Source organism: Variovorax sp. Varisp53, assembly GCF_059491555.1.
Window position 1 is genome coordinate 4,069,277 of the sequence record NZ_CP168512.1, and the last position, 17,127, is coordinate 4,086,403.

16 protein-coding genes and 1 pseudogene are annotated in these 17,127 nt (G+C 68.3%); 8 read left to right on the forward strand and 9 right to left on the reverse strand.

The window, feature by feature from the left end; translation table 11 throughout:
* Nucleotides 1–14 precede the first annotated feature (14 nt).
* Nucleotides 15–1,142 (forward strand): HPP family protein, encoded by a 1,128-nt coding sequence (locus tag ACEOAB_RS19080; protein WP_495653045.1) that lies wholly within the window; start codon nucleotides 15–17, stop codon nucleotides 1,140–1,142.
* A 130-nt stretch (nucleotides 1,143–1,272) separates the two neighbouring features.
* Here ACEOAB_RS19080 and ACEOAB_RS19085 read toward each other — a convergent pair whose 3' ends face one another.
* The 3 genes from ACEOAB_RS19085 to ACEOAB_RS19095 are packed head-to-tail and all read right to left on the reverse strand — an operon-like array spanning nucleotide 1,273 to nucleotide 4,477.
* A complete protein-coding gene (locus ACEOAB_RS19085) occupies nucleotides 1,273–2,283 on the reverse strand; it encodes a tripartite tricarboxylate transporter substrate binding protein (RefSeq protein WP_413749849.1) in 1,011 nt (336 codons plus the stop codon).
* A 41-nt stretch (nucleotides 2,284–2,324) separates the two neighbouring features.
* Complete coding sequence (locus tag ACEOAB_RS19090; RefSeq protein WP_413749850.1) at nucleotides 2,325–3,533, reverse strand: CaiB/BaiF CoA transferase family protein; 1,209 nt, start codon at nucleotides 3,531–3,533, stop codon at nucleotides 2,325–2,327.
* Nucleotides 3,530–4,477, reverse strand: coding sequence for a hydroxymethylglutaryl-CoA lyase (locus tag ACEOAB_RS19095; protein ID WP_413749851.1), 948 nt, complete (start codon nucleotides 4,475–4,477; stop codon nucleotides 3,530–3,532). The genes ACEOAB_RS19090 and ACEOAB_RS19095 overlap by 4 nt, the downstream gene beginning before the upstream one ends.
* Before the next feature lie 100 nt (nucleotides 4,478–4,577).
* Between ACEOAB_RS19095 and ACEOAB_RS19100 the strand changes: the two genes are divergently transcribed.
* The 3 genes and pseudogenes from ACEOAB_RS19100 (at nucleotide 4,578) to ACEOAB_RS19110 (ending at nucleotide 7,164) form a co-directional block, all read left to right on the forward strand.
* On the forward strand, nucleotides 4,578–5,480 hold the full coding sequence (locus ACEOAB_RS19100) for a LysR family transcriptional regulator (protein ID WP_413333890.1): 903 nt from the start codon (nucleotides 4,578–4,580) through the stop codon (nucleotides 5,478–5,480).
* Nucleotides 5,481–5,620: 140 nt separating this feature from the next.
* A pseudogene (locus ACEOAB_RS19105) lies at nucleotides 5,621–6,514 on the forward strand (MBL fold metallo-hydrolase); the annotation flags it as partial.
* Complete coding sequence (locus ACEOAB_RS19110) at nucleotides 6,508–7,164, forward strand: DsbA family protein (RefSeq protein ID WP_413749852.1); 657 nt, start codon at nucleotides 6,508–6,510, stop codon at nucleotides 7,162–7,164. The pseudogene ACEOAB_RS19105 and the gene ACEOAB_RS19110, both read left to right, overlap by 7 nt.
* Here the strand turns inward: ACEOAB_RS19110 and ACEOAB_RS19115 are convergent.
* From ACEOAB_RS19115 to ACEOAB_RS19135, 5 genes are all read right to left on the reverse strand, one after another.
* The gene (locus ACEOAB_RS19115) at nucleotides 7,161–7,865 is read right to left on the reverse strand and encodes an ABC transporter ATP-binding protein (RefSeq protein WP_413749853.1); all 705 of its coding nucleotides are present in this window, start codon (nucleotides 7,863–7,865) and stop codon (nucleotides 7,161–7,163) included. The two genes, ACEOAB_RS19110 and ACEOAB_RS19115, sit on opposite strands and share 4 nt — an antisense overlap.
* Nucleotides 7,858–8,619, reverse strand: a complete 762-nt coding sequence (locus tag ACEOAB_RS19120; protein WP_056590151.1) for an ABC transporter ATP-binding protein — start codon at nucleotides 8,617–8,619, stop codon at nucleotides 7,858–7,860. Before ACEOAB_RS19120 ends, ACEOAB_RS19115 begins: the two co-directional genes overlap by 8 nt.
* The gene (locus tag ACEOAB_RS19125; RefSeq protein ID WP_056590149.1) at nucleotides 8,616–9,614 is read right to left on the reverse strand and encodes a branched-chain amino acid ABC transporter permease; all 999 of its coding nucleotides are present in this window, start codon (nucleotides 9,612–9,614) and stop codon (nucleotides 8,616–8,618) included. Before ACEOAB_RS19125 ends, ACEOAB_RS19120 begins: the two co-directional genes overlap by 4 nt.
* Nucleotides 9,615–10,487 carry a branched-chain amino acid ABC transporter permease gene (locus tag ACEOAB_RS19130; RefSeq protein ID WP_206178198.1) on the reverse strand — a complete coding sequence of 291 codons (873 nt, stop codon included), beginning with the start codon at nucleotides 10,485–10,487 and terminating at the stop codon, nucleotides 9,615–9,617.
* Between the two features lie 139 nt (nucleotides 10,488–10,626).
* Complete coding sequence (locus tag ACEOAB_RS19135; RefSeq protein WP_413749854.1) at nucleotides 10,627–11,799, reverse strand: ABC transporter substrate-binding protein; 1,173 nt, start codon at nucleotides 11,797–11,799, stop codon at nucleotides 10,627–10,629.
* 277 nt (nucleotides 11,800–12,076) lie between these two features.
* On the opposite strand from ACEOAB_RS19135, the gene ACEOAB_RS19140 reads away from it, so the two are divergent.
* Genes ACEOAB_RS19140 through ACEOAB_RS19150 form a run of 3 tightly spaced genes read left to right on the forward strand, consistent with a single transcriptional unit; the run spans nucleotide 12,077 to nucleotide 15,306 of the window.
* Complete coding sequence (locus ACEOAB_RS19140) at nucleotides 12,077–13,198, forward strand: 5-methyltetrahydropteroyltriglutamate--homocysteine S-methyltransferase (protein ID WP_056590139.1); 1,122 nt, start codon at nucleotides 12,077–12,079, stop codon at nucleotides 13,196–13,198.
* A gap of 28 nt (nucleotides 13,199–13,226) precedes the next feature.
* Nucleotides 13,227–13,892: a glutathione S-transferase family protein gene (locus ACEOAB_RS19145; protein WP_056590137.1), complete on the forward strand. Its 666-nt coding sequence runs from the start codon at nucleotides 13,227–13,229 to the stop codon at nucleotides 13,890–13,892.
* 34 nt (nucleotides 13,893–13,926) lie between these two features.
* Nucleotides 13,927–15,306, forward strand: coding sequence for a phospholipase D-like domain-containing protein (locus tag ACEOAB_RS19150; protein WP_056590134.1), 1,380 nt, complete (start codon nucleotides 13,927–13,929; stop codon nucleotides 15,304–15,306).
* On the opposite strand, the gene ACEOAB_RS19155 is transcribed toward ACEOAB_RS19150, so the two are convergent.
* The gene (locus tag ACEOAB_RS19155; protein ID WP_413749599.1) at nucleotides 15,284–15,955 is read right to left on the reverse strand and encodes a TetR/AcrR family transcriptional regulator; all 672 of its coding nucleotides are present in this window, start codon (nucleotides 15,953–15,955) and stop codon (nucleotides 15,284–15,286) included. The genes ACEOAB_RS19150 and ACEOAB_RS19155 overlap by 23 nt on opposite strands.
* Before the next feature lie 103 nt (nucleotides 15,956–16,058).
* Here ACEOAB_RS19155 and ACEOAB_RS19160 point away from each other — a divergent pair, with 103 nt between their 5' ends.
* Nucleotides 16,059–17,069, forward strand: coding sequence for an HlyD family secretion protein (locus ACEOAB_RS19160; protein ID WP_495653046.1), 1,011 nt, complete (start codon nucleotides 16,059–16,061; stop codon nucleotides 17,067–17,069).
* The last annotated feature ends 58 nt before the right edge of the window (nucleotides 17,070–17,127 follow it).

The window sequence follows — 17,127 nt, forward strand, 5'->3', positions numbered from 1 at the left end:
GGCCGGAGGCTGCGATGCGGTTCGAGGCACTCTTGAATCACGCGCGCGCCTGGCTGCCGGGCCGCACCACCGTCGATGCGCGCGAACGGCTGCGCGCGGTTGCGGGCGCCGGCCTCGGGCTGCTGGCCACGGCGCTGCTGTGCCGGTGGCTGGCCGGCCCGCTCGCCGCGACCGTCTGGCTGATCGCGCCGCTGGGCGCCAGCGCCGTGCTGGTGTTCGCCGTGCCGGCGAGCCCGCTGGCGCAGCCGTGGTCGGTCATCGGCGGCAACACGCTGTCGGCGCTGGTCGGCATCGCCGCCGCCAACTGGATTCCCGACCCCGCGCTGGCCGCCGCCGTGGCCGTGGCCGGCGCCATCGGCCTGATGTTCAGTGCACGCTGCCTGCACCCGCCCGGCGGCGCCGCGGCGCTGCTGGCGGTGCTGACGCACACCACGCATTTCTCGGCCGCCCTCTTCCCTTTCCTCACCAATTCGCTGCTGCTGGTGCTGGCCGGCGTGGCCTACAACACGCTCACCGGGCGGCGCTATCCGCACGTGCAGGTGGTGCGCCCGCCCGCTGCCGATGCGCGCTTCAGCCAGGCCGACATCGACGCGGTGCTGACGCGCTACAACCAGGTGCTCGACATCAGCCGGGACGACCTCGAATCGCTGATCCGCGAAACCGAGCTCGAGTCGTACAAGCGGCGCCTCGGTACGCTGACCTGCGCCGACATCATGTCCAGCGTGCCCATCTCGGTGGAGTTCGGCACGCCGCTGCAGGAAGCCTGGACGCTGATGCACGAACGACACATCAAGGCCCTGCCCGTCACCGACCGCACACGCCGCGTGGTCGGCATCGTCACGCAGGCCGACTTCTTCCGCCAGCTCGACCTGCAGCACCATGACGGCATCGCCGGCAAGCTGCGCGACCTGATCCGCGCCACGCGCACGGTGATGTCGAACAAGCCGGAGGTGGTCGGCCAGATCATGACGCGCCAGGTGCGCGTGGCCAGTGCGGACCGGCCCGTGGTCGACCTGGTGCCGCTGTTCTCCGAGGGCGGGCATCACCACATTCCGATCATCGACGGCGAGAAGCGGTTGACGGGGATGATCACGCAGTCGGATTTCGTGCGGGCGTTGTACCGCGCGGTCGGGCCTGCTTGATTTTTCTTGCTCCCCTGCCCGGGGGAGGGTCGGAGTGGGGGCACGACGGCATCGGCCGCAACGCAGCGCCTCATCGACGGCCGCCTGCCCCCATCCCAGCCTTCCCCCAGAGGGGGAAGGAGCAAGAACCTTACTCCAGCACCACGTTCGCTTTCTTCACCAGCGCCGCATAGCGCGCGGCCTCGCTGCGGAAGTAGCTCGCGGCCTGCTCGGGCGTCGTGGGCTTGATGACGTTGCCTTGCTTGTCCATCGCTTCGCGCACTTCGGCGCTGGTGAAGGCCGCGGCCACCGCATCGTGCGCGCGCTGCACGTCGGCCGCCTGCATCTTCGGCGGGCCGATCACCGCGAACCAGCCTTCGACCGCGTAGTTCGGCAGCCCCTGCTCCGCGATGGTCGGAATCTCCGGCGCGGCCGGCGAGCGCGTCGCCCCGCACAGGCCGATGGCGCGCAGCGCCCCGCTTCGGATGTGCTGCTGCACGGCCGGCAGCGCGACCACGCCCATCTCGACCTGCCCGCCGATCATGTCGGTCACCATCGGCCCGGTGCCCTTGTAGGGGATGTGCCGTGCCTTCACGCCGGCCTCGTCCATGAACATCTCGCCGGCAAGATGGATGATGGTGCCGTTGCCCGACGAGGCGTAGTTGTAGCCCCCGGGTTTGGCGCGCAGCAGCGCCACCAGTTCCTTCACGTTCTTCGCGGGCACCTTCGGGTTCACCAGCAGCACCAGCGGCGTCGCGCCCACCACGCTGATCGGCGTGACGTCGTTGATCGCGTCGAAGGGCATCTTCTTGAACACCGCCGGATTGATGACGTGATTGTTCGACACCATGCCCAGCGTGAGCCCGTCGGGCGCGGCCTTGACGATGGCCGCCGCGCCGGTGATGCCACCCGCGCCCGGCAGGTTCTCTATCAACACCGGCTGGCCGAAGGCCTTGCCGAGCGCGGGCGCGGCCGCGCGCACGATGGTGTCGACACCCGAGCCGGCACTGATCGGCAGGATGAAGCGGATGGGCTTGTCGGAGCCCTGCGCGAACGCGGGACGCACACCCATCGCGGCCACCGCGGCGGCGCACGCGCCGAGGCCGAGCACCGCGCGGCGGTTCAGGCGATTCAGGTTCGTCGAGGGAAGTGTCTTCGTCATGGTCTTGTCTCTCTTTATGTTTTGGGAAAAGGATCGCAGGCTCAGGCCACCGCCGAATCGGCGTGCAGGGCGTCCACCTGCTCGCGTGCATAGCCCAGCTCGGCCAGCAGTTCGCGCGTGTGCTCGCCGAGCGTGGGCGGATTCAGGCGCACGCCAAGGCGCTCGCCGCCGAGCGTGATCGGGAACAGCGTCGTCTGCGCCGTTTCGCCGGCACGCTCGCCGTCGGGCAGGCGGATGTCCACGAGCCCGCCGGTGGCCTTCAGGTGCGGGTCTTCGTACAGGTCTTCCGGCCGCGTGATCGGCGCGAACGGCAGGCCCCTGGCCTCGAAGATCGCCGACAGTTCCGCCGCCGAACGATCGGCCAGGCGCTGGCGCAGATCGGCCAGCAGCGTGGGCCGCAAGCGCACGCGGTCGTTGTTGGTGCGCAGGGCCGGGTCGGCCTTCAGGTCGTCGAAGCCCAGCGCGTCGCAGAAGGTCTTCCACTGCGCGTCGCTCACCGCGGCCAGGAAGATCTGCTCGCCGTCCTTCACGGTGAACACGTCGTACAGCGCCCACGCCGAGATGCGCTCGGGCATCGGCGCGGCGGCCTGCCCCGTGATGGCGTACTGCAGCATGTGCTGGCCGACCAGGAACACGTTGTTCTCGAACAGCGCGGACTGCACCTCCTGCCCCTTGCCGGTCTCGGCGCGCTGCATCAGCGCGGCGATGGCGCCGATGGCGCCGAACATGCCGCCCATGATGTCGTTCACGCTGGTGCCGGCACGCAGCGGATCGCCGGGGCGGCCGGTCATGTAGGCGAGGCCGCCCATCATCTGCACCACCTCGTCGAGTGCGGTGCGGTGCTCGTACGGGCCGGGCAGGAAGCCGGTGTGGTTCACGTACACGAGGCGCGGGTTGAGCTTGCCGAGCGCGGCATAGCCCAGGCCGTACTTGTCCATGGTGCCGGGCTTGAAGTTCTGCGCCACCACGTCGGCGGTGGCACACAGGCGCAGCGCGGCCTCGATGCCCTCGGGCTTCTTGAGGTCGAGCGCAATGCTCTTCTTGTTGCGGTTGAACATGGGAAAGAAGCCGGCCCCCGCGCCCAGCAGGTGCCGCGTGCGGTCGCCCTCGATCGGCTCGACCTTGATGACTTCCGCGCCCAGGTCCGCGAGCACCATGCCGCAGGTCGGCCCCATGACCATGTGCGTGAACTCGACCACGCGGATGCCGGCGAGCGGCAGGCGCTTTTCTTGGGTGCCGGTCGTGCTCATGCCGTGACCCCCGCCGTGGCCGCGAAGGTCTTCGGGAAGCCCGCGCGCCATACCGTGCCCTGCAGCGTTTCGCCTTCGAGCCAGCCCGCCACGCGCTTGCGCAGCTGGAGCAGCTTCGGCAGATCGACGCCGGTCGCGACGCCCATGCTCTCGAGCATGAAGACGAGATCTTCGGTGTCGACATTGCCGCTGGCCCCGGGCGCATGCGGGCAGCCGCCGATGCCGGCGAGGCAGGCGTCGAAGCGCGTCACGCCGACTTCCAGCGCGGCATAGACATTGGCCAGCCCGAGGCCGCGCGTGTCATGGAAGTGGCCGCACCACAGCCGGTCGCCCGCGATGCGCAGCGCCCGCTCGAACAGGCTGCGGACCATCGCCGGATCGGCATAGCCGACGGTGTCGGCAAGGCTCACGCGGTCGGCCCCCGCGTCGAGCAGCGCCTGCATCAGCCGCAGTACTTCGTCGGCGTCGACGTGGCCCTGGAGCGTGCAGCCGAAGGCCGTGCCCACGCCGCCGTCGATGAGCGTCTTCGAGCCCGCGGCATCGCGCGCGGCGCGGATGCGGCCCACCTCGGCCACCACCTCGTCGGGCGTCTTGCGCAGGTTGGCGAGGCTGTGCGCGTGGCTGGCCGAGAGCGGCACGATCATCAGGTCGGCCTCGCCCGCGATGGCACGCTCCGCGCCCTTCAGGTTGGGCACCAGCACCGACGCGAAGAGGCCCGGCAAGGTCTTCGCATAGGCCAGCAGTTCGGCCGTGTCGGCCAGTTGCGGCAGCAGGTGCGCCGGCACGAAGGAGCCGACTTCGATCTCGCGCTGGCCGGCCGCATGCGCGTCGCGGATCCATTCGAGCTTGCGTTCGGTGGACAGCACGCGGGCGATGCTCTGCAGGCCGTCGCGCAGGCCCACTTCGCGGACGACCGCGCGGGGCGGCAGGAAGGGGTGAATCAAGACTTTGTCTCCGTCGTGAGGGTACGGCGTTGATATTAGAAGTTCCAATTCGACCCAGAAGGTATATTTTGGAAGCCATTTGATTCCAGAACGGAACACCATGAGAGACCTCGACCTCACCACCCTGCGCCTGTTCGTCGCCGTCTGCGAAACGCGCAGCATCGCGCGCGCTGGCGAGCAGGCCAGCATCGTCGGCTCGGCCATCAGCAAGCGGCTGGCCCAGCTCGAAGAAGCGGTGGGCACGCCGCTGTTGCTGCGCAAGCGCCGCGGCGTGGTGCCCACGCCGGCCGGCGAAACCCTGCTGGAGCACGCCCGCGCGATGCTCGGCAGCGTCAACCGCATCGAGCGCGACATGGCCGCCTACGCGGGCGGCGCTCGCGGGCATGTGCGCATCCTGGCCTCGGCGTCGGTCATGGCCGAATCGCTGGCGGAAGACGTGGCGGGCTTTCTGAAGGACCCGGCCCACCGCAACATCCGCGTCGACATGGAAGAGCGCGTGAGCCCCGAGATCGTGCGCGGCATCCGCGAGGGCAGCGCCTCCATCGGCCTGTGCTGGGACGCCGCCGACCTCGACGGCCTGGAGCGGCGCAACTACCGCTCCGACCACCTCGCCATCGTCGCGCACCCGTCGCATCCCGTCGCAAGGCACGAGCACGTGCGCTTCGAGCAGGTGCTCGACCACGAATTCGTCGGCATGCCGGCGTTGAGCGCCGTGCAGCTGATGCTGGCGCGCGAGGCGGCGGTGGCGGGCAAGCCGCTGGTGTACCGCGTGCTGGTTTCCAACTTCGACGCGGCATTGCGGGTGGTGCGGGCCGGGCTCGCGATCAGCGTGGTGCCGGCGGAGGTGGCGCGGCCCTTCACCGATGCCTTCGGCCTGCGGCTGATGCCGCTCACCGACGCGTGGGCGCGTCGGCGTTTCGCGATCTGCTTTCGCGGCGAGGCGGCGCTGTCGCCGTCGGCGCAGCTGCTGGTCGCGCACCTCGAGCGGTGCGCCACGGACTGACGATCCGGAAGCCCATTCGGCCGAAATCCGAAACTATTCGTTGTGAATCATCGGGTTTTTGTTTCGATTTTCGCAACCTAACATTCGGGGCATTCAGCGCTGTCACCTCTTCACATCACACATTCAGAAAGATCGCCGCCATGTTCCGCAGAGCCCTCCTCTCCGCCGCTGCCCTCGCCACCACGCTGAGCCTCGCCCCGCTTGCCGCCCAGGCCGCCCAGCCCCTCAAACTCGACGTCTACAACCCCGGCACGAAATCGATGTTCCCGGTCTCGTCGGAAATCGTCACCGGCCAGACCGATGCCGTGCTGATCGACGCCCAGTTCCAGCGCAACGACGCCGAGGCGCTGGTGCAGAAGATCAAGGCCACGGGCAAGAAGCTCACCACGGTCTACATCAGCCACAGCGATCCCGACTACTACTTCGGCCTCGACGTGATCCAGGCCGCCTTCCCCGACGCGAAGATCGTTGCCACGCCGCAGACCGTGGCCGCGATCCAGGCCTCGAAGGACGGCAAGCTCGCGCACTGGGGCCCGATCCTCAAGGAGAACGCGCCCAAGGCGCTGGTCGTGCCCGAGCCGCTGGCCGGCGACAGCCTCACGCTCGAAGGCCGCAAGATCCAGGTCGTCGGCCTCGACGGCCCCACGCCCGAACGCAGCTTTGGCTGGATTCCTTCGCTGAAGGCCGTGGTCGGCGGCATCCCCGTCTCGGCCAACATCCACGTGTGGGTGGCCGACACGCAGACGCTCGAGTCGCGCCAGGAGTGGATCAAGACGCTGGGCCGCATCGAAGCCCTGCACCCGAAGACCGTGGTGCCCGGCCACTACCTGCCGAACGCCAACGGCTCGGCGCCGTACACGCTGGCCTCTGTGAAGTTCACGCGCAGCTACCTGCAGGCCTTCGAGACCGAAGCCGCCAAGGCCAAGGACTCGGTCGCGCTGATCGCCGCGATGAAGAAGCGCTACCCGAAGCTGGAAGGCGCCTCGTCGCTGGAACTCGGCGCCAAGGTCATCAAGGGAGAAATGAAATGGCCGCAGTGAACGACACCACCACCCTTCACTACATCTTCGACCCGCTGTGCGGCTGGTGCTACGCCGCCGCGCCGCTGGTCGATGCGGCGCGCAACGTGCCGGGCCTGCAGGTCGCGTTCCATGGCGGCGGCATGATGACCGGCGCCAACCGCCGCGCGATCACGCCGCAATGGCGCGAGTACGTGATGCCGCACGACCGGCGCATCGCCGAGATGACGGGCCAGCCCTTCGGCGAAGGCTACTTCGAAGGACTGCTGCGCGACACCGGCGCGGTGATGGATTCCGAGCCGCCGATCACCGCCATCCTCGCGGCCGAATCGCTGCGCTCAGGCGGCGGGCTGGACATGGTGCATCGCCTGCAGCGTGCGCACTATGTCGAAGGCCGCCGCATCGCCGATGCGCAAGTGCTGAAGGCGGTGGCCGCGGAGCTCGGTTTCGATGCCGAAGCCTTTGCTGCAGCCGTCGAGCGCCTGGCGGGAGAAGCGACCGCGCAGCACATCGCCGAAAGCCGCCAGCTGCTGCAACGCGCGGGCGGCCAGGGCTTTCCGACCTTCGTGCTGACGCGGGCCGATGGCAGCGCCAGCCGCATCGACATCGGCCCGTGGCTGGGCCGTGCCGAAGACTGGAAGGCGCGCCTCGCGGAACTCGTCTAGCGCGCGACGCCCAGCAGCCGGTCCAGCACCTGCGGCTGGGTGCGCAGCGCCGCGGCGCTGTCCTTGTGCACGATGGTGCCGTGGTCCAACACCACTGCCTCGTCGGAAATCGCGAGGATCGCCTGCGGATGCTGCTCCACGATGATCGCGGCCAGCCCCTCGTCCTGCGTGATGCGGCGGATGGCGCGCAGCAGCTCCTCCACGATGATCGGCGCGAGCCCTTCGAGCGGCTCGTCGAGCAGCAGCAGCTTGGGGTTCAGCACCAGCGCGCGGCCCACGGCCAGCATCTGCTGCTCGCCGCCCGACAGCTGCGTGCCCAGGTTGGTCTTGCGCTCCGCGAGACGCGGGAACATCTCGTAGACGCGCTGCGGATTCCACTTGCCGGGCCGTTCCACGGCCGTGAGGTTCTCGTGCACCGTGAGCGACTTGAAGATGTTGCGCTCCTGTGGCACCCAGCCGATGCCGGCCGCCGCGCGCTGATGCGGCGCGAGCTTGTGCAGCGCCTGTCCGCTCAGCGTGATGCTGCCGCCATGCTGGCGCGTGGCGCCGGCAAGCGTGTTGATCAGCGTGGTCTTGCCCGTGCCGTTGCGGCCCAGCAGCGCCAGCGTCTGGCCTTCGCCGAGCGCGAACGCCACGTCGTGCAGTACCACGGCCTCGCCGTAGCCGGCACTCAGGTTCTCGGTGCGCAGCAGCTCAGACATGGGCGGTTTCTCCGTGGCCCAGATAGACCTCTTTCACCTTGGGATCGTTGGCGATGGTTTCGGGGTCGCCTTCGGTCAGCAGCGTACCGTTGACCAGCACCGTCATGCGGTCGGCAAAACTGAACACCAGGTCCATGTCGTGCTCGATCAGCAGCACCGACACGTCGGCCGGCAGCGCGGCCACGGTCTGCAACAGCTCCTCACGCTCGCCTGCGGGCACGCCCGCCACCGGCTCGTCGAGCAGCAGCACGCGTGGCTCACAGGCCAGCGCGATGGCGATTTCCAGCAGGCGGCGCTTGCCGTAGGCCAGGTGCTTCACCTGCTGCTGTGCCACGTCGCTCAGGTGAAATTGTTCGAGCAGTTGCGCCGCGCGCTCCGCGATCGCCTTGCTGGCGCCCAGCGGACGCCACCATTGCGCGCCGATGCCCTGGTGCTGCGACACCACGAGCGCCAGCGTTTCGAGCGGCGTCATCGAATCGAACAACTGGTTGATCTGGAAAGTGCGCACCAACCCGCGCGCCACGCGCTTGTGCGGCGCGAGCGTCGTGATGTCTTCGCCGAGCAGCGTGATGCGGCCTTCGGTCGGCGTGAGCACGCCCGTGAGCTGGTTGATCAGCGTGGTCTTGCCCGCGCCGTTGGGGCCGATCAGCGCATGGCGCGCGCCGCGCTTGAGCTCCATCGACACGTTGTTGGTGGCCGTGATGCCGCCGAAGCGCATCACGAGGCCGTGGGTGGAAAGAACGGTGTCGCTCATGCCGCTCCACCCTTCTTCTTGCCGGCGCCGTACCACGTCCAGGGCTTCAGCAGCCGGTCGCGCCCGACCAGCACCAGCAGCACCAGGATCAGGCCGATCCAGAACATCCAGTACTGCGGCGTCACGGCCGACAGCCAGGTCTGCAGCAGCTTGAACACGATCGCGCCCGCCACGCCGCCATAGAGCCAGCCCACGCCGCCGATGACCAGCATCAGCAGCACGTCGGCCGAGCGGTCGAAGGCCAGCACGTCGAGCGAGGCGAAGCCGGTGGTCTGCGCCAGCAGCGCGCCCGCGGCTCCGGCGATGCCGGCTGCCACGGTGTAGATGACCGCAAGGCGCGACACCACCGGGATGCCGATGGCCATGGCGCGCAGCCGGTTGTCGCGAATGGCCTTGAGCGTGGCGCCGAACGGCGAATGCACCAGCCGGCGCATCAGCAGGAAGAGCAGCAGCATCACGGCCAGCGAATACCAGGCGGCCGTGCGGCCGTACAGGTCGAAGTCGAACAGGCCGAGCACCGGCCCCATCACCACGCCCTGCAGGCCGTCGGCACCGCCGGTGAGCCAGTCGAGCTTGTTGGCGAGTTCGAGCAGCAGCAGCGCGGTGCCGAGCGTGACCATCAGGCGCGTGAGGTCGCTGCCGCGCAAGATCGTCACGCTGGCGACGAGGCCCAGCAGCGCGGAGAGCACAGTGGCGACCACGAGCCCCACGGTCGGGTCGGGCATCACGAGCTTGGCGAACAGCGCCGCCGCATACGCGCCGAAGCCGAAGAAGGCGGCATGGCCCAGCGACACGATGCCGGTGTAGCCGAGGATCAGGTCGAGCGACATCGCAAACAGCGCGACGATGGCGATCTCGTTGATCAGCAGCGAGTGCGAAGGCATCACGAGCGGCAGCGCGAAGGCCACGGCCCAGACAACGAACTCGAGCGGGTGCCAGCGCGCCTTGCGCAGCAGGGCCGACTGGAGATCGGTCGCAGAAGAAGGCGTGCTCATTCAGCGCCCCCCTTTGCGGGTGAACAGGCCTTGGGGCCGCCACATCAATATGAGGATCATCAGCAGGTAGACGGTGAACGCACCCATCTTCGGAATGAAGTACTTGCCCGCCACGTCGGCAATGCCCAATAGCAGCGCCGCCGCGAGCGGCCCGGTGATCGACGAGGTGCCGCCGACCGACACCACGATCAGGAAATAGATCATGTACTTGAGCGGAAAGGTCGGGTCGAGCCCGAGGATCTCGGCGCCCAGCGCACCGCCCAGCCCCGCGAGCCCGGAGCCCACGGCGAAGGTCAGCAGGAACACGATGTTCACGTTGATGCCCAGCCCCGCCGCCACGCGCGGATCGTCGACCGCGGCGCGCAGCCGGCTGCCGAAACGCGTCTTCGAGAGGATGAGCTGCAGCACCACCGTGAGCACTGCGCACACGCCGATGATGAAGAGCCGGTAGTGCCCCATGCCCAGCAGCAGCGCGCCGTCGCCGATTTCGGTACGGCCGCGCAGCCACTCGGGCAGCTGCACGTTCTGCTGCGACGATCCCACGAAGTAGTCGATGGCCGCCACGGCCATGAAGGCGAGGCCGATGGAAAAGAGCACCTGGTCGAGGTGCGGCTTGCCGTACATCGGCCGATAGAGCGTGCGTTCGAGCAATGCCCCGGCCAACGCGACGACGATGAACGCGAACGGCAGGCAGGCCAGGAACGGCATGCCCAGCTTCTGCATCGCGAACACCGTGAGGTACCCGCCCGCCATGGCGAAGGCGCCGTGCGCGAGGTTGATGAAGTTCATCAACCCGAGCGTCACGGCCAGGCCGACGGCGAGCACGAAAAGCAGCATGCCGTAGGCGATGCCGTCGAAAAGAATGGTCAACATGTCAGCTATCTATCAGCGTGCTGCACAAAAGCGGCCCGTTCGGGAAACACCGCGGAACCGGCTTCGCCGGGCCGCAGGTGTTGCCCCCGGTAGGGGGAAGGCGAAGCGACACGAAGTGCGCGCAGCCTGGGGGCGAGCATTATTTAGCTTTGCCCGGATCCTTCACGCCCTTGATCACGTCGAACTCGACGTTGTAGAGCTGTCCGTCCTTCTTCTCGACCTTGCGCAGGTACACGTCCTGCACGATGTCGCGCGTCTGCGCATCGATCAGCACCGGGCCGCGCGGGCTCTCGAAGACCTGGCCCTTCATGGCCGCCAGCAGCGCTTCGCCGCCGCCCTGGCCCTTGGTGGTCTTGAGCGCTTCGTAGATCACGCGCATGCCGTCATAGCCGCCCACGGCCATGAAGTTGGGGCGCATCTTGGGGTTGGCCTTCTGGAAGGCCTCGACGAACTTCTTGTTCATCGCCGAGGGGTGCGCGGCCGAGTAGTGGTGCGAGGTGACCACGCCCAGCGCGCCATCGCCCATGTCGTTGAGCTGGTCGTCGTCCGTCACGTCGCCGGTGGCGATCATCTTGATGCCGGCCTTGTCCATGCCGCGCTCGAGGAACTGCTTCATCACGGCCGCGCCCGCGCCCGAAGGCACGAAGACGAACAGCGCGTCGGGCTTGGCGTCGCGCACCTTCTGCAGGAACGGCGCGAAGTCGGGGTTGCGCAGCGGCACGCGCAGCTTCTCGATCACCTTGCCGCCGTTGAGCTGGAAGCGCTCGCTGAAGAACTTCTCGGCGTCGTTGCCGGGACCGTAGTCGGCCACCAGCGTGACGACTGTCTTCACGCCGTTCTTCGGCGCCCAGTCGCCCATGGCCACCGACACCTGCGGCAGCGTGAAGCTCGAACGGATGATGTAGGGCGAGGCTTCGGTGATGCTCGACGTGGCGGCGGCCATCACCACTTCAGGCGTCTTCGACTGCGTGGCGATCGGTGCCACGGCCAGCGCCAGCGGCGTGAGGCCGAAGCCGGCCAGCACATTGACCTTGTCGTTCACCACCAGTTCCTGCGCCAGTCGCTTGGTGACATCGGGCAGGCCGGTGTCGTCCTTGACGATCAGCTCGACCTTCTTGCCGGCCACGGTGTCGCCGTTCTGGGCCATGTAGAGGCGCGCGGCGGCTTCGATCTGGCGGCCGGTGGAGGCCGACTGGCCCGTCATCGGCAGGATCAGGCCGATCTTGAACTTGTTGTCCTGGGCGCTGGCCAGCGACATTGAAAGCGCTAGCGCCGACAGGGCGGCGGTCTGGATGAGATGGCGTCTTTGCATGGTTTTTCCTTTGAGGGGCGGAACGCGGACCCGGGCTATTTTCAACACTTTGCAACACCCGGCGCAGCTGGCAATCACCTAGCGGCCTCCGACGGGATTCTTTGTTGCGCGATAACCAGATGAACCGCGCGATCATCGCGCACGGCAGCTTCTGCCTGCGTGCGCGTCTGCCGTCGGCGCAGTAAGCGGAGCCGGGGCGAGTCGTTTGATTCAAGCCGCCGATGTTTCGAAGGCGATACGATGTTCCGCTCGTTCCCCCATCACGACGGAGTCATCCATGTCACAGCACGCCGCCTTGCCCGCCCGCTACGACCACGTGGGCAGTTTCCTGCGCCCCAAGTACCTGCTCGAAGCGCGCGAGCAGAAGGCCAAGGGCGAGATCACGCCCGAGCAGCTTCGCCTGGTCGAAGACAAGGCCATCACCGAGATCGTCCGCTTCCAGGAAGACATCGGCCTGAAGAGCATCACCGACGGCGAGTTCCGCCGCACCTACTTTCACATCGATTTCCTCGACCAGCTCGGCGGCGTGAAGACCGACATTCCGGTCACCATCCGCAAGCCCGACGGCACCGAGGAACTGGCGCCGCCGGCGATGCGCGTGATCGACAAGGTGCGCCACGTCAAGGACATCCAGCTCGCCGACTTCCAGTACCTCAAGAGCCAGCTGTCGGCAGGCCGCACGCCGAAGGTGACGATCCCCTCGCCGACCATGCTGCACTTCCGCGGCGGCCGCGCCGGCATCAGCAAGGAACACTATCCCGAGCTCGACCCGGTGTTCTACGACGACGTGGCCAACGCCTACGGCGACGAGCTGCGCTCGCTGGCCGACGCCGGCTGCACCTACGTGCAGATGGATGACACCAACCTCGCCTACCTGTGCGACGAGCACATGCGCGAAGCCGCCCGCAAGCGCGGCGACGACCCGAACGAGCTGCCGCATCGCTACGCGGCCTTCATCAACAAGGTGGTCGCACAGAAGCCGCCGGGCATGCTGCTGGCCATGCACCTGTGCCGCGGCAACTTCAAGAGCACGCACGCCGCGGCCGGCAACTACGAGCCCGTGGCCGAGGCGCTGCTGAAAGAGATGGATCTCGACGCCTACTTCATGGAATACGACGACGCCCGCTCGGGCGACTTCAAGCCGCTGCGCTACCTGCCCAAGGGCAAGACCGTGGTGCTCGGCCTCGTGACCACCAAGTTCGGCGAGATGGAGGACAAGGACGAGCTCAAGCGCCGGATCGAAGATGCCGCCAAGTACGCCCCGCTCGAACAGCTCGCACTGTCGCCGCAGTGCGGCTTCTCCAGTACGGTGCACGGCAACAACATCGCGGTGGAAGCGCAGCGCGCCAAGCTGCGCCTCGTGGTGGAGACGGCACAGGAAGTCTGGGGCTCGACCTGAAGCGCCATTTCTGTTGAAGTCGGGGCCCATGACGATTCACATCTACTCCGGCCCCCTCAGCATGTTCGGCGCCAAGGTCGAGATCGCGGCGCGCGAAAAAGGCCTTGCCTTCGAACTGGTCATGGTGCCCTTCATCGAGGGCGACGCCTACGAGCCCAAGCACCCCGAGGTGCTTCGGGTCAACCCCGTCAAGCAGCAGGTACCGGTGCTGGTCGACGACGAGGTTTCGCTCTTCGACTCGACGCAGATCTTCGAATACCTGGAAGACCGTTATCCCAGCCCGGCGCTGTGGCCCGAAGGCATTGCCGACCGGGCTCGCGCGCGGCAGCTGGAACAGAAGTCCGACGAGGTCTTCTTTCCTAACGTCATCAAGCTCTTCGGCCTGCAGGAGGCCATGCAGAGTGCCCCGGCGATCGCAGCCTGCGCCGGCTGCGCGCGCTTCTACGACGAGATGGAAGGCCTGCTCGCCACGCGCGAGTACCTGGCCGGCCCCTACTCCTTTGCCGACATCGCCTTCTACATGGCCTGCGTGTTCGCCGACCGCAAAGGCGCCGGCATGACCGACGCCACGCCGCGCCTGCTGGCCTGGCGCAAACGCGTGGGCGACCGCCCCGCGGTGCGCGCGGTAGTCGACCCGATGATGCGGTTCCTGGCCTCGCAGGGGCGCGGCGTGCCGGCCTTCCTTCAACGCTGAAGGCCGGGCCAAGGCTCCGAGGCATCATCGCTCCATGCCGATCACAAGGTTCGACTGGCTGCCCTCTCCTTCGCAGCATTTCCTCGTCGTCACTTTCGCATTGCTGGTCTACGTCCTGACCACGCGCGCGCGCCGCGAGCAGCGCGCACCCACCACGGCCATCGCCTGGGTCATGGGGCTGGTGTTGATGCCCTACCTCATCCTGCCGATGTACCTGCTGTTCGGCCAGCGCAAGCTGCGTCCCGCTGGCTCGCCGCGGCCGCCGCGCTCGGTGCCGCCGGGCCATTGGGCGGCCGACCTGATCGAGAGCTTCGGCCTCGCGCCGCCGGGGCGCTGCGCGATCCGCATGCACGCCGACGGCGAGGCCGCGCGCGAGGCGCTGTGGCAGGTGATCGACGGCGCGCGCGAGCGCATCGACGTGTGCACCTTCATCATCGGCGACGACCCCCTCGGCCATGCGGTGATCGAGCGGCTCGCCAGGCGGGCGCGCGACGGGCTCAAGGTGCGGGTGCTGCTCGACGGCTTCGGCGCGCTGTCGCTGCCGCGCCATCACTTCGACCGGTTGCGGGCGGCGGGCGGCGAGGTGGCGGTGTTCCGCCCCTTCTTCAGCCTGCGCCGCATCGGGCCGCGCAACCTGCGCAACCACCGCAAGTTCACCATCGCCGACGACAGCTGGCTCTGGTCGGGCGGGCGCAACCTCGCGGGCGAATACTTCACCGGCAGCGACAAGCATCCCGAGGCCTGGCACGACCTGTCGTTCGACCTGCGCGGCAGCGTAGCCGCAGCGGCGGCGCGCCAGTTCGACCACGACTGGACCTCGGTGCGCAGCCGCAAGGCCCGCGCCATCACGTGCGACGACGTTGCCGAGGGCCCGGGCACGGCCATGGCCCAGTTCCTGCCGAGCGGCCCCGACCAGACCGAAGACACGGCGCACGCCTTGCTGATCGACGCGTGCTTCCGCGCCGAGCACCGCATCCTCGCGATCACGCCCTACTTCGTGCCCGGCGACGGCCTGCGCGACGCTCTGCGGCTGGCCGCGCGGCGCGGCGTGCAGGTGACCATCGCGATGCCGGCGAAGTCGAACCACCGCCTGGCCGACTTCGTGCGCGCACGCGCCATGCGCGACCTGGCGCGCGCAGGCGTGAGCTTTTGCATGCTGCCGTTCATGGCGCATGCCAAGGCCGTGGTGGTGGACGACGAACTCGCCATCTGCGGCTCGATCAACCTCGACCTGCGCAGCCTGCTGCTGAACCACGAGGCCGCCGTGGTGTTCTACGGCCAGGACAACATTGACTGGCTGGCCGAGTGGATCGAGACCACCGCCTCGGCCGGCGAACCCTACCGCGCGCGGCGACCGGGGCTGCTGCGCGACGTGGCCGAGGGGCTGCTGCTCACCGTCGCTTTCCAGCTGTAGTCGGCTCGGCGGCCTTGGCTTCCTTCGCCACGGCGTCGAGCCCGGCGAGCACGTAACGCATCAGGTCGTCCGCCAGCGCCTGCGTGTCTTTCAGGGCCGGCAGCACCTTGCTGCTCAGGTCCTTGGGCGCCACCGTCATCACCAGGCACGGCAGCACCGTGAGCAGCAGGCTGCGCTGCACCGAGGGATGGTCGCCGGGCAAGCCCATGATCTCGCCGATGATGCCGCGCAGCAGCTTGGCCTTGGGCAGCACCGCCCGCTGGATCATCGCCGGCATGGCCGGCGACGGCGACAGCGCCTCGCGCAGCACCACCCGGAAGCCCCACGGCGCCTTCGGCTGCGCGCTCATCTCGACCATGTGCGTGAGGAAGGCGCGCAGCTTGAGCCGCGCATCGGTGGACTCCATGGACAGCGCCATCAGCTCGTCGAGGCTCACCAGTTGCCTGTGCGCCTCGATCAGCACCGCTTCGTAGAGCCCGTCGCGGCCGCCGAAGTGGTAGTTGATCGCGGCCATGTTGGTGCCCGCGCGGGTGCAGATTTCCTTGCTGGTGCTCTGCGCGAAACCCTGCGCCGCGAACAGCCGCCCTGCGGTCTCGAGGATGTGCAGGCGCGTGGTGTTGCCGTCGGTGCGCGGAGTGCGGGTTGCCATGCCCCGAGGCTAACCCAAACGAAAAAATACTTCAAATTCAAATTTCAATTTGATAACATCGCATCGGGCCCGGGACAGCAGCAGCCTCGTCAGGACACACGCCATGAACAGGAAACCCCTCATCGCCATCGCCGCCGTGGCAGTCATCGCGGCAGCGGGCGGCTGGTGGTACGCGCATCGCTCGGCCGCGCCCTCCGATCAGCTCGTGCTGTACGGCAACGTCGACCTGCGCCAGGTCTCGCTGGCCTTCAACGCCAACGAGCGCGTGGCCGAGCTGATGGTGCGCGAAGGCGACCGCGTGCGTGCCGGGCAGGTGCTGGGCCGGCTCGACACCCGCTCGCTGGTGCTGCGCGCGGCGCAGTCGCAGGCGCGCATCGGCGTGCAGGAGCAGGCCCTGCTGCGCCTGAAGACCGGCAGCCGCCCCGAGGAAGTGGCGCAGGCCGGCGCCCAGGTGGCCGCCGCGCAAGCCGATGCCGAACTGGCGCAGCAGCAGCTCGCGCGCCTGCAGGCCATCGGCACCACCACGGCCGGCCGCGCGGTGAGCCAGCAGGACCTCGACAGCGCGCAGGCCAGGCGCAAGGTGGCGCTGGCGCAGCTCGACAACGCGCGCAAGGCGCAGCAGTTGGTCGTCACCGGGCCGCGCAAGGAAGACATCGGGCAGGCGCAGGCCCAGCTCGAATCGGCCCGCGCCGAGCTCGCGCTCATGAACCACCAGCTCGCGGAGGCCGAGCTCAAGGCGCCCATCGATGCCGTCGTGCGCGCCCGGCTGCTCGAACCGGGCGACATGGCCTCGCCGCAGCGCCCGGCCTTCACGCTCGCCATCACCGATCCCAAATGGGTGCGCGCCTATGTGGCCGAACCCGACCTCGGCCGCGTGCGCGCCGGGCAGGAGGCCCGCGTGAGCACCGACAGCCAACCCGGCGAAGCCATCGCGGGCAAGGTCGGCTACATCTCGTCGGTGGCCGAGTTCACGCCCAAGACCGTGCAGACGGAGGAGCTGCGCAGCAGCCTCGTCTACGAGATCCGGGTGATGGTCGACGACAAGGAGGACCGGCTGCGGCTCGGCATGCCGGCCACGGTGCGGCTGCAGCTGTCTTCGACGGGCAGGCCCTGAATGACCGTCCTTCTTCCTGCATTGCTCCCTCCCCCTCTGGGGGAGGGCTGGGGTGGGG